Source organism: Longispora sp. NPDC051575 (assembly GCF_040681875.1).
GTDB lineage: Bacteria > Actinomycetota > Actinomycetes > Mycobacteriales > Micromonosporaceae > Longispora.
Map to the genome: position 1 here is coordinate 309,199 of NZ_JBFAZP010000004.1, position 12,196 is coordinate 321,394.

10 protein-coding genes are annotated in these 12,196 nt (G+C 73.9%); 5 read left to right on the forward strand and 5 right to left on the reverse strand.

The annotated features are described in order from the left end of the window. Positions 1–122: 122 nt before the first annotated feature. Together AB0M43_RS12395 and AB0M43_RS12400 are read right to left on the reverse strand one after the other, a co-directional pair. Positions 123–329, reverse strand: a complete 207-nt coding sequence (locus AB0M43_RS12395) for a DUF397 domain-containing protein (RefSeq protein ID WP_363723839.1) — start codon at positions 327–329, stop codon at positions 123–125. Positions 330–359: 30 nt separating this feature from the next. Then, positions 360–1,229 (reverse strand): helix-turn-helix transcriptional regulator, encoded by an 870-nt coding sequence (locus tag AB0M43_RS12400; protein ID WP_363723841.1) that lies wholly within the window; start codon positions 1,227–1,229, stop codon positions 360–362. 117 nt (positions 1,230–1,346) lie between these two features. Here AB0M43_RS12400 and AB0M43_RS12405 point away from each other — a divergent pair, with 117 nt between their 5' ends. The 4 genes from AB0M43_RS12405 (at position 1,347) to AB0M43_RS12420 (ending at position 8,619) form a co-directional block, all read left to right on the forward strand. After that, on the forward strand, positions 1,347–2,033 hold the full coding sequence (locus AB0M43_RS12405; protein ID WP_363723843.1) for a (2Fe-2S)-binding protein: 687 nt from the start codon (positions 1,347–1,349) through the stop codon (positions 2,031–2,033). A gap of 268 nt (positions 2,034–2,301) precedes the next feature. Continuing rightward, positions 2,302–5,364 (forward strand): type 2 lanthipeptide synthetase LanM family protein, encoded by a 3,063-nt coding sequence (locus AB0M43_RS12410; protein WP_363723845.1) that lies wholly within the window; start codon positions 2,302–2,304, stop codon positions 5,362–5,364. Between the two features lie 25 nt (positions 5,365–5,389). Continuing rightward, the gene (locus AB0M43_RS12415; protein ID WP_363723847.1) at positions 5,390–5,629 is read left to right on the forward strand and encodes a hypothetical protein; all 240 of its coding nucleotides are present in this window, start codon (positions 5,390–5,392) and stop codon (positions 5,627–5,629) included. A 95-nt stretch (positions 5,630–5,724) separates the two neighbouring features. Continuing rightward, positions 5,725–8,619, forward strand: coding sequence for an AAA family ATPase (locus tag AB0M43_RS12420; protein WP_363723849.1), 2,895 nt, complete (start codon positions 5,725–5,727; stop codon positions 8,617–8,619). 130 nt (positions 8,620–8,749) lie between these two features. Here the strand turns inward: AB0M43_RS12420 and AB0M43_RS12425 are convergent, their stop codons facing one another. Together AB0M43_RS12425 and AB0M43_RS12430 are read right to left on the reverse strand one after the other, a co-directional pair. After that, complete coding sequence (locus AB0M43_RS12425; RefSeq protein WP_363723851.1) at positions 8,750–8,926, reverse strand: DUF1508 domain-containing protein; 177 nt, start codon at positions 8,924–8,926, stop codon at positions 8,750–8,752. Positions 8,927–8,970: 44 nt separating this feature from the next. After that, positions 8,971–9,732 carry a hypothetical protein gene (locus tag AB0M43_RS12430; protein ID WP_363723853.1) on the reverse strand — a complete coding sequence of 254 codons (762 nt, stop codon included), beginning with the start codon at positions 9,730–9,732 and terminating at the stop codon, positions 8,971–8,973. Between the two features lie 56 nt (positions 9,733–9,788). On the opposite strand from AB0M43_RS12430, the gene AB0M43_RS12435 reads away from it, so the two are divergent. Further along, positions 9,789–10,238, forward strand: coding sequence for a MarR family winged helix-turn-helix transcriptional regulator (locus AB0M43_RS12435; RefSeq protein WP_363723855.1), 450 nt, complete (start codon positions 9,789–9,791; stop codon positions 10,236–10,238). Positions 10,239–10,343: 105 nt separating this feature from the next. Here the strand turns inward: AB0M43_RS12435 and AB0M43_RS12440 are convergent, their stop codons facing one another. Continuing rightward, positions 10,344–12,176 (reverse strand): hypothetical protein, encoded by a 1,833-nt coding sequence (locus tag AB0M43_RS12440; protein ID WP_363723857.1) that lies wholly within the window; start codon positions 12,174–12,176, stop codon positions 10,344–10,346. Between the last annotated feature and the right edge of the window lie 20 nt (positions 12,177–12,196).

The window sequence follows — 12,196 nt, forward strand, 5'->3', positions numbered from 1 at the left end:
CCCAGCCTGCAACGCGAAGGCCCAAGGTCACAAGTAGCATCGCCGGGGCCACGCTCAGCGATCATCGAAAATGGCACACAGGGCCGGCACCGTGGCGGTGCCGGCCCTGTGGACAGTCGGGGTCAGACGGCGTCCGGGGCGAACGCGCCACTCTGGACGCGCCCGAGGAAGCTGACCCACTCGTCGGCGGTGAACTCGAGGATCGGACCGGACCGGTCCTTGGTATCCCGCAACCCCACGGCGCCGTCGTGGCCGAACGCCACCTCGACGCAGTCCGGGGTCGCGCTACCGCTCTTGGTCGACTTCCGCCAGTTGTCGTAGTTGCCCATTGCGCCCACGCGCCTTCCTGCTCCGGCGACTCACGCGCCGGCCTTCGCGAGACCGGCGATGTGCGCCGCGCTTCTCGATGGGGACAGTGCCCCCTCGATGAGCCGCTCAAACAGTTGGGCGTAGGGGGCCACCTCGTCAGCATCCCCTGACACGACGTCCGCCGTCAGGTTATCCGCCAACAGGACAACCGGGTCATTCGGGTCGGAAAAGGAAAACAGGTTGTACGGCCCGCGCGGGACGTACACGGAGATCACATCGATCTCGATCGGCAGCACCCTGATCGTGACCTGCGGGTGTTCGCACATCCGAGCCAGGTGCGCGAGCTGCTCGGCCATGATCGCCGGCGGGACGGCCAGCCGGCGCAACGACTGCTCCTCCAGGATCACGTCCAGGGTCGGGCCGCCCGGGCGGAACACCTCCTGCTGCCGGCGGAGCCGCCCGTGCGCGGTGGCCACCGGGTCGAACGTGTGCCCGTCGGTCGCGGCCATGGTGTCGTTGCGGGCCCGGATGAAGCCCTCGGTCTGCAGGACGCCGGGAACCGCCGCCGGCTCGTACATCCGGATCGAGGTCGCGCCCGCCTCCAGGTCGGCCCACAACGCCTGGCGGGGGCCCATCCCGGTGAACGCGGGGCGCTCCCACCAGCCGCGTTCGGCGCCGTCCCGGGCGACCGTGACCAGGTCCATCCACCGGTCGGAGCCCGCCTCGACGCCGAGCGCCTCGAGCACCTTCATCACGTCGCCGATGTCGGGTTTGCGGGCGCTGGTCTCCAGGCGGGAGATCTTCAGCCGGGAACCGCCGACGATCAGCCGGGCGAGGGCCTCGGAGGTGAGGCCGGCGGCCTTGCGCAGTTCGCGGATCTCGGTGGCCAGCCGCAGTCTGCGGACGTAGGGACTGGGCACGTTCCCGGCTCCGTTCTCTGGTTCGGAACTGTTCCGAAGTGGAACTCGACACGCCCCGCGAGCATACGCCGCCCGGCGTGTCGCGTCGACAACCGCGCGTCGTGCGAGGATCAGCCCGTGACTCCCCCGGCCCCGGCACCCGCGTCCGCCGTGGTGGCGGCGCTGGCCTCGGCGGGCCGGCACAACGCGTACTTCCTGGTCGAGACGGCCGACGACGGCGCCGACGACTGGCGGCCGGTCACCGGACTGTTCGGCGCCGGGCTCGACGACCTGCTCGCCGCCGTCGCCGACCGGCTCGGGCACGACGAGCCCCGGGTGGCCGCCTCGATCGCGTTCCAGGGCTACGCGGCGAAGATCTGGTCACCCGTCCTCGCCGCGGTGACGGAGTCCGGGGTGCTGCCCGACCTGGCCCCGGAGGCGCTGCGCTGGCGGTACCGGGCCGGCGAACCCGTGGGCCTGCTGCTCGGCCCGGCGACCGGCTGGCAGACCACCGACCCCGCCGACGTGTACGCGGTGGCCGTCGAGCGCCACCTGGGCCCCCTGCTCGCGGCCGTGCGCGCCCGGGTGAGCGTGTCCGAGCGGCTGCTGTGGGGCAACGTGGCCGCCGCCCTGGCCGGCGCGGGCCGGGTACTCGGACCGGGCTCCGCCCCGCTCCGTTCGGTGCTCCTCGGCCTCGGTCGGCTGTCCGGAACCGTCGACGAGGGTACCGGCCTGCGCCGGACCTGTTGCCTGTTCTACCGGATCCCCGGCGGCGGCACCTGCGGCGACTGTGTCCTGCGCGGCCCCCGCACCGGCCGGAGGTGACCGTGGCAGACCGCCGTCCACCGGCCCGGACGTCCGGCGGACCCGGCCAGCCGACCGGGCGGGCGGCGGGTCCCCGGCAGCGGCCCGCGCGCGGGGACGGGCATCCGGCGGGTCCCCGGCACCAGCGGCCCGGAGGCCGGAAACGGCACCCGGCGGGTCCCCGGCGCCGGCGGTCGGCGGGATCGGCGGGCGCTGATCCCGGGCCGCGCAAAAATGCGGGGGCGTGTCCCCCATGCCCCCGTCAGGGCCCCAGTGGCAGGATCTGGGCGTGACTCCCAACTGGTGGGCCCGCGGCCTGACGCTGGCCGAGCGGCTCGACCTGCCCGGGACGCCGGGCACCGCAGGCCCCGACCGCCGCCGTTTCGACCTGTGGCGGCGGGACCACCCGTCCGGGGCCGACTTCACCGCCCGGCTCGCGGCCCTCGGGCTGGACGAGGACGGCCTGGCCGCGCTCCTGGACGAGGACGCCGACGCGCTGGCCGACCGGGCGGAGCGTCCACACTGGGCGGACCTGGTCGAGGAGATCCTGGCGACCGTCCCCGAGCCGTCGGCCGGGCCCGGCGCCGGCCGACCCGCGACCGACCCGGGGGACGGCGTCCTGTCCTGGGCCGAGGGGTTCGGGACCGTGGTCGCGCCGTTCACCCGGTGGGCGTCCGCGCGGCTGACCGCCGACCCCGCGCTGGTGGCGGCGTTCGAGGTGCGGCTCGGCCGGACGCTGATCAAGCTGGCCGCGCGCTGCCTGGTCCTCGAACTCAACGTCGCCCGGGTCTCCGGCCGGCTGACCGCCGACACCCCGGCGGGGCGGTTCGCGGAGTTCGTCGGGCGGGCGGCGGGGCGCGAGGGCCTGGCGACCCTGCTCGGGGAGTACCCGGTGCTGGCCCGCCTGCTGGTCGGCGCTGCGACGAACGCGGCGGACGCGTACACCGAACTCCTCGACCGGTGGGGCAACGACCGCGACCGGGTCGTGGCCGAACTCCTCGGCGGCGTCGACCCGGGGCCGCTCGCCGGGATCGAGCTGAGCGCCGGGGACGGGCACGAGGGCGGCCGCAGCGTCGCGATCCTGCGGTTCGGGTCCGGCGCGCGGGTGGTCTACAAGCCCCGGCCGATGGCCGTGCACCGGCACTACACCGAGGTCGTGCGCTGGCTCAACGCCCTGCTGCCCGAGCCGGGTCTGCGGCCGGTGCCGGTGGTCGAGGGCCGGGGGTACGGCTGGTCGGAGTTCGTACCCGCCGAACCGTGCCGCACCCCGGAGGACCTGGACCTGTTCTACCGCCGCCAGGGCGTCCTGCTCGCCCTGCTCTACGCCCTGGACGGCACCGACATCCACTACGAGAACCTGATCGCGCACGGCGCGCACCCGGTACTCATCGACGTGGAGACCCTGTTCCACCCGGCCCTCAAGCAGGACTCCGACAGCGACCACGACCCGGCGGCCCAGGCGCTGTACTCCTCGGTGCACCGGGTCGCGCTCCTGCCCCGGATCTACGTCACCGACGCCGGGGTGCTCGACATCTCCGGCCTGGGCGGCGACCGGGGCGCGGTGTCCCCGTTCGACTCGGTGGACTGGGACGCCGCCGGCACCGACGAGATGCGGCTGACCCGCCGGCCCCGGGTCTTCCGCGGCTCGCACAACCGGCCCACCCTGCACGGCCTGGACGCGGTGCCGGAGGAGTTCACCGGGGCGCTGCTCGCCGGCTTCCGCGCCGGCTACGACACGATCGTCACGCACCGCGAGGACCTGCTGGCCCGCAACGGGCTGCTCCGCCGGTTCGCCGGGGCCGAGGTGCGGGTGCTGGCCCGGACCACCCGGTGGTACGTGCGGATCCTCGACGAGAGCACCCACCCCGACGTCATGCGCGACGCGCTCGACCGCGACCGGCTGTTCGACCAGCTGTGGATCACCGGCTCCCCCGACCCGGTCCGCCGCGCGCTCCTCCCGCACGAGACGGCCGACCTGTGGGCCGGCGACGTACCCCTGTTCAGCGCCCGCCCGGCCGCCACCGAGCTGTGGCACGGCCCCGGCCGGCCGGTCGGCGGCCTGCCCGAGACCAGCCTCGACCGGGTGATCCGCAAGCTGCGCTCCCTGGACCGGATGGACCGCTACGACCAGGAATGGATCATCGAGGCGGCGATGCTGACCCGGGGCGCGCGCCCCGAACACGCCGTCGGACCGGCGTCCCTCGACCAGGCGCCGTCGGCCACCCCGGACCCCGACCGGCTGCTCGCCGCCGCGCGCCGGGTCGCCGACCAGCTGGTGGGGACGGCGTACCAGGGCGACGGGCGGACGAACTGGCTCGGCCTGGAGCCGCTCGACGGCCTGCACTGGGAGATCCAGCCGCTCGGCGCGGGCCTGGCCAGCGGATACTGCGGCCCCGCCCTGTTCCTCGCCGAACTCGCGACCCTGACCCGCACCGAGCGGTACGCCGAACTCGCCCGGCAGGCCGTCCGTCCGCTGCCCGCGATCCTCGGCGCGCTGGGCGAGCACCCCCGGCACGCGGCGCTGATCGGGCCGGGCGGGTTCGCCGGCTTCGGCGGCATGGCGTACGCGCTCAGCCGGCTGGCCACCCTCCTCGACGACCCCGAACTGCTCGGCTGGGCGGACCAGGCCGTGCACCTGACCGCCAGCGCCGTTGCCGACGGGATCGACCCCGGGGTGTACACGGGCGTGGCCGGCGGGCTCGCGGCGATGGTCGCGGTGCACCGGATCACCGGGTTCGACGCGGCGTGGAAGACGGCCGGGATCTGCGCGGACTGGCTGCTCGCCCAGCGGGTGCCGACGGAGGGCGGGTTCGCGGCCGGGACGACCGGGATCGGCTGGGCGCTGCTGCGGTACGCGGCGGCCGGCGGCGGCGTCGGCTACGAGGAGGCGGGGCTGGCGGCCCTGCGCACCGCCATGGACGCGTTCCCCGAGGACGGCGCCCCGCCGCCGGACCCGTCGCACTGCCACGGGATCACCGGACTCGGCATCGCGGCGGCGGAGGCCCTCGCGACGGTCGAGGATCCGACACTTCGGGCCACGGTCCGCCGGGCGGTGGCCGCCGTCGCCGACTACGGCCCGCTGCCCAACCACAGCCTGTGCCACGGTGAGCTGGGAGTCCTCGAACTGCTGGCCGCCGCTGCGGACCTGGGACACCCGTGGGCGGCGGCGTTGCGGGTCCGGCGGGCGGGGGCGCTTCTGGCGTCTTTGGACCGTTCCGGCCCGCGATGCGGTACCCCTGAAGGGATCGCCACGCCGGGTCTACTGGCGGGACTCGCCGGAATCGGGCATGGTGTACTTCGCCTCGGCTTCGCTGACAAGGTCCCGTCCGCGTCGCTCCTCCGGCCGAGGTGAACGGGGTCCCAAGAAAGGCACCAACATGCTCAACGATGAGCTGATCCGCTCGTGGAAAGACCCATTGTCCCGGGTTCCGGGCATGGAACACCCCGCCGGGTCCATCAGCATCAGCGACCCGCTCTTTCCCGGGGGACGGGCGAGCCTGCTCGCAGGCAAATCACCCAATCCGCAGTCCCGCGAGGGCGACCCGCACAATTCCTTCACCTTCAGCGGTTGCAGTGATGATTGCGACTCTGGCGATGATGACTGGTGGATTTGGTAACTCTCACGACCAATGTGGCGGGCGGCTGTCCGGAAGTTGACTGAGGCCGACTCCGGGGTTCGTCGGAGTGGCCCAGTTCTGGGTAGCCTGCCGCCATGCAGATCACTTCGCCGGTGGTCGTCGGCCGGGAGTTGGAGACAGCCCGCCTGGAGGCCGTGCTCCGGCACACCGCGGCCGGGTCGGGTCGGGCAGTATTCCTCGTCGGCGTCGCGGGTATCGGCAAGTCACGGCTGAGCAACGAGACCGCCTATCGGGCGTTCGCGGCGAAGATGCCGGTCCTGCGGGGCAGGGCGAGCACGACCGGCACGACGACCCCGTTCCGTCCACTGGCCGAGGCGTTGTCGTCGCTGATCCGGGTCAGCGGCCCACCCGAAGACCCGGAACTCGCCGCCTACCGCCCGACCCTGGCCCGGCTGGTCCCGGAATGGCGGACCGGTGGCGTCACGCCCGCCGTCAATCCGGTCGACCTCGCCGAGGCGCTCCTGCGGCTGCTCTCGCTGGTCGGCCGGGAGCGCGGTTGCGTGCTCGTGCTGGAGGATCTCCACGACGGGGACGCCGAGAGTCTCGCGGTGATCGAGTACCTGGTCGACAACCTGGCCGGCCTCCCCATCATGCTGCTCGCCTCCTTGCGGCCGGGTCCCGGTTCGGCCTCCCGCATGGTGGACGCCGCCGCGCAACGCCGCACCGCCCTACTCCTGGAGCCGCAGCCGCTGACCTCGGAGCAGGTCGGGATCCTGGCCGCCAACTGCCTGGGAACCGGATCCCACCCCGTCCCGCCCGTGGTGTTGGAGCGACTCGTCCGGGACGCCGACGGCAATCCGTTCGTCGTCGAGGAACTGCTGAACAGCATGATCACGTCGGGGGTACTCGTGCGCGACGCCCGGGGCTGGTCACTCCGTGGTGTTCTGGACGCGCAGGTCCCCAGCACCGTCGTCCGCAGCGTCAGCGATCGCGTAGCGAGGCTCGGTTCACAGGCCGGTGACCTCCTCCGGCTCGCCGCCGTCCTGGGCTACCGGTTTCCGCTCGCCGTCCTCCAGGCGGCGACCGGCATGGACGACAGGGCGTTGCTGGGTCAGTTGCGCGCCGCCACCGACGCCCAGCTGATCGTCCCCGATGGCAGCGCGTCAGACTGGTACACGTTCCGCCACGCGCTGACCGCCGACGCTCTGCTCACCGAGTTGATGCCCGTAGAGCGGTCCGCACTCGCCCGGCGCGCGGCCGACGCCATGGACCGGTCGGAGCAGGCCCCGTCCGAGGAGTGGGTCTCACTCCTCACGCAGCTTCGCGTCACCGCCGGCCAGACCACGGATGCCGCCAGGCTGCTCGCGGAGGCGGGCAGACGAACGCTCGCGACCGGTGCGAGCACGTCGGCGCTGATCCTGCTGGAACGCGCGTTCGACATGCATCCCGACGCCGTGATCCACGAGGTCCTGCTGCAAGCGCTGTGCGATGCCGGCCAGTTGGACAGGGCGTTGTCCCTCGTGGCGATGGCGCCCCAGGCCGCCGGCCTACCGACGGACATCGCCCGCAGGGCGGGGCTGCACACCCGCGTGGCGTGGGCGGCCGTGGTGGCGGAGCGGCCCGACGACGCCGCCGAGCAGGTGGCCGCCGCGCGACGGCTCCTCGGCGGGGTCCTGACCCCGGCTCAGGCATGTGCCATCGACGCCGTCGAGGCTCGGCTGGCCTTCCGCAAACCCGGTCCACCGGAGGAACGCGCCGCCGAGGCGGAGCGCCTGGCCCGGCGTGCGGCGGAGGTCGCCGAGCAGGTGCCGTTGCCGGAGGTCGCGTGCCAGGCGTGGCAGCAGTTGGCGGGGCTGACCCGTTCGCAGGGCTACGAGGAGGCCGACCGCTGCCTGGAGCGCATTCTGGAGATCAGCGAGAAGTACCAGCTGTCCGCGTGGCGGGTCGACGCCCTGATCCGCCTCGGGGTCAACGAGTTCATAAGGACCGGCGAGGCCGATCGCATCCTCCAGGCCCGCGAAGTCGCCGGGCAACTGGGTTCCATCGTGCTCGGCATGACCACTGACGTGCTCATGTGCATGCTCACCGTCATGCGCGGCGACTACGCCACCGCGGAGGAGGTGACCGACCGGTGCGAGAAGCTGACGGCGCGTATGCAGAATGTCGACGAATTCGAGTCCGTCCTCATCGCCAAGGCCGCGCTGGGAGCGCACCGGGGCAGGCGACGGGACATGGACCACGCGCTGGCGACGCTGAGCCAACATGTCGGGAACTCCACCCAGCAACCACTCATTCTCGGAATGTGCCGGGCCGTGTGCGCGCTCCTCGAAGAGGATCCGAGGCTGGCCGCGCAGGAGTTGGACGCCGCCTTGGCCTGGGAGTTGGCCAATCCCACCGTGTACTACCTGACCGGGCGTTACGGGTTGCGGTTGCTGGTCGAAGTGGCCGCCGGGCGGGCCGGGTGGGAGGCACACGACGAGGTGACCCTCGCCCCCACGTCGAACCTCCGGTGGAACCAGCAGTTCGTGTTGTTCGCCCGCGCCATCCTGCACGGCCGTTCGGGTCGGCCGGCCGAGGCCACGGCGGCCTTCGAGGCTGCGGCGGAGGCGGCGGGCGTGTTTCCCGTGGCCGCGCACCTGGGGCGGCGGCTCGTGGCGGAGGCGGCCATCGTGGACGGCTGGGGTGAGCCGGCGGTGTGGCTGCGGGCGGCGGAGGAGTACTTCCACACGGCCGAGGTGCCGGCGGTGGCCAGCGCGTGCCGGGCGCTGCTGCGGCGGGCCGGGGCGAGTGCCGTGCAGCGCCGGGCCGGGCGGGACCAGATCCCGGCGGAGTTGCGGGCGTGCGGGGTGACGGTGCGGGAGTACGAGGTGTTCGAGCTGCTCGCCGACCATCCCGGCAACCAGGGGATCGCGAAGAGGTTGTACATCTCGCCGCGTACCGTCGAGAAGCACGTCGCGAGTCTGCTGGCCAAGACGGGGCATCCGGACCGGGCGGCCCTCAGCGGTTTCGCCCGCCAACTCCTGGCCTGATCCCACCATCCCGGTGCGCTGGCGACCAGCCGCGCGGGACCACCCCCGAGGCGCCGCGCGCGATCGCAGCCCAGGCGCACCGGGACACGCGGAAGGCCCCGCGCGCGGCGGGGCCCTCCGTCGATCCGGTCTAGAGTTCGACGACCGCCGCGCCGGCCGCGTTGTTCTTGACGGACTCGACGCCCTTCAACGCGCTGGCCTTGGTCTCGTAGGCCTCGCCGACCGCGATGATCTCCCCGTTGCCGGCCTTGAGCCGGAACCGGTACTTGCCCGCCTTGTCCTCGTACACCTCGAACTTGCCAGCCACCACGCCACCCCCGACAAACCGTAACAATCCTACGAAAACCAACCTTACGCGAGTACGACGAGGAGCACGGCCAAACTGGCGACGAGGTACCCGGCGGCGGCCACCGTCACGATCCGGTGCCGGACGGACTCGCGCCACGGCGTCCCCGACAGCAGCCAGACGAGGGCGGGCAGCACGAGCACGGCGTGCATGGTGATCGCGTGCGCGGGCTTGAGCCCACCCGCCGTCGTGTACGCCACCTGCGGGTTCCCCGCGTAGACCGCCGTCACGCCCCGCACGATCATCGCGGCGCCGATGCCGAGGGCGGCCATCAGCAGTACCAGTCCGACCCGGACCGCGAGGCGGGTGGACCGTGACACCGCCGGGTGCGGCCGGAACGACACCACGGTCAGGGTGCCGAAGAGCGCGACCAGGACGGCGCCACCCACGGCCAGGGTCTGGGAGACGACCGTGTCCAGCGGGGTCTCCATGTTGAAGTGCGAGGGCACGTGCCGCCAGGCCTGCGCCGTCACCAGGCTCACCTCCAGCACGCAGGCGGCGGTGAGCGCGCCGAGGATCCGGCTCCGGGCCCGTTCGCCGAGCGGGAGCATCGTGGCCACCCACGCGGCGCTGATCAGGGTGAGGCCGAAGGACAGGCCGAACGTGGTCGGCTTGCGCCAGGACAGCGGGCCTTCCCACGGCCGGTCGTCGAGGAGGTGCACGAGGACGTGCAGCGCGCCCGCGAGCATGAGGGCCGCGCCGACCAGGTAGCAGAGGCGCTCGACGGGGCGGCCTCCGGTCCAGTACCGCCGGAGGGGTCTGGTCATGTCACTCATGTAATCGTTTATATCATGTAACGATTTTGCGATGGTAACCTTTTCGGGTGACGTCCGCCTTCCTCCTGGCCCAGCTCGGCGCGTACGCGGCCGGGCGGTTCGCCGAGCGCATCGGCGAGCTGGGCCTGACCCCGCCCCTGACCGGCATGCTCCGGGCCATCGCCGCCACCCCGGGCATGAGCCAGCAGGAGCTGGCCCGGCACCTGGGGATGCCGCCGAGCCGGCTGGTCGCGTTCCTGGACGACCTGGAGGGCCGGGACCTGATCGAGCGCCGGCAGAACCCGGCCGACCGCCGGCTGTCGGCGCTGCACGTCACGGAGCACGGCACCGGGATCCTGCGCCGGATCGGCGGGGTCGGCCGGGCGCACGACGAGGACATCTCCGCGCCGCTGGACCCGGCCGAACGCGAGCAGCTCGCCGCACTGCTCGGAAGGCTCGCGGAACACCACGGGCTCACGGCGGGCGTGCACCCGGGCTACCGGACCGTCCGGCACTGACCACGCCGCCCGGCTCCGACCGGCCCGGGCCCGAGGGCCGACCGGCGCCGCCCGCTCCCGGAGCCCGGCCTGCGGTGCCGCGTTCCCGTCGGCGTCACGGGCCCGCTACGTCCGTGACTCCGGCGCCCCGGTCACCGGCGCGAGCAGCAGTCGGGTCGCCAGCAGCGTCAGCCCCCGGTCCAGCCTGCGGAAATGGGTCGCCCGACTGTGGTGCAGCCGCTGGGCGACCCGGTCGTGCCGCACGGTCCCGGCCCGGCCGTAGCACGCGTCCAGGGTCCGGCCGGCCTCCGCGTCGAGCCGGTCCTCGGCGCGGACCAGGTCGGAGACCGCCGCGCGCAGCCAGTCGTGCAGCGCCTCGGGGCTGGTCGAGCCGGTGACCGCGAGCAGCGGACTGCGGGCCAGGGCCGCCGGGTCGTGCAACCCTTCGAGGGCGGCGCGCAGGTGGCGGCGCAGCCGGGCGACGTCCCCGCCGAGGGGGGTGGGCACGCCCCGGGAGGTCAGGTCGTCGAGCCAGCCGCCGAGGCGTCCGGGCGCGAAGCTGTGGGTGTAGACCTCGCAGGGCCGGCCGCAGCCGTACACGTCGTCGGCGGCGGCGCCCCGGTAGGCGAAGCCGAGCCGGCGGACGAGCTGCTGGTACTCGGGCCACATCGTGGACACCACGACCCCGCCGTGCGCGAACGCCGGCCGGAGGATGGCCCGGAGCAGCAGGGCGTGCACCTCGGGCTCCCGCTCGTCGCAGAACGCCAGCCCGACGAACACGCCCCGGCTGTCGGCGGGGAGGTCCCCGTTCGCGGTGACGGTCTCGGTGTGCTGCTGCAGGACCGGTTCCATGCTGGCGATCGAACGCTCGGTGACCGGTGGCACGTGGGCGACCCCGATCGCCCGGCCGTCGGGGGTGCGGGCCACCAGGAAACCGTCGGGGGTGGAGCGCATCCAGCCGTCGAGGATCCGGCCGGTGGACCGGGGGTCGAGGCCGCCGCGCCGGGCCCACTGGTGCACGAGGCGTTCGATGTCGTCGAGGTCGGCGGCGGCGGCCGGCCCGACGGCGGCGTGCGGTTCCCCGGTCGGGAACAGGGTGTCCCGGACCACCCGGTCCCCGGTGAGGAACCAGGACCGGAAGATCAGGCGGTCGCGGCCGGCCCGGTCCCCGGCGGTCTCCAGCAGGTGGCGGGTGTGGGCCGTGGCGCGGGTCAGGGCGACCTGGTGCGTGACGGGTTCCCGCCACCGGAACGCCTCGTCGAGCAGGGTCCGGAACGGTTCGGCCACGGCGAGGCCGCCCCCGGTGCGGCGGGTCAGGCTCAGCCGGTCCAGGGCGTCGAACGGGAGGTCGATGAGCTCGCGGACCAGGTCGGCGTCCGCCTCGCCGACGGCGGCGAGCACGGCCAGCGCGGCGGGGATGTCCGGCGGTCCGGCAGGCGTGGCGGCGTCGGACCCGGGGGCGGGTGCCGGTCCCGACGCCTCCGACCCGAGGCGGTCGAGGATCCCCGTGGCGGCGTGGTCGGCCACCGCGCCCGGCACGTCGGCCGGCGCCCCGGAGTGCAGTGCCCGGCACAACAGCACAGCGATGAGGGGTACGCCGCCGGACAGCCGGCGGACCAGGTCGAGCCCGGGTCCGGCCTGGACGTCGTGGGTGGCGGCGAGCCGGGTGACGTCCTCCTCGGACCAGGCGGGCACCTCGATCGTGACCAGGGCCCCGGCGGCCGACCAGCCGGGCAGGGACCGCAGCGGGATCCGGCCGGCCACGACCAGCGGGCCCGCCCGCCCGGCGAGCGCCTCCCCCGCCCCGGCGGTGTCCACCCCGTCGACCACGGCGGGCCCCGCCAGTTCCGCCAGGAGGGTGGTCTTTCCGCTGCCCAGGGGGCCGACGAGGTTCACCACCGCCGTCGGGTCCGCCCCGAACGCGTCGCCGATCGCCCGGATGACGCCCGCGTTCCCCATCTCGTCCCCTCCCCGTCCAC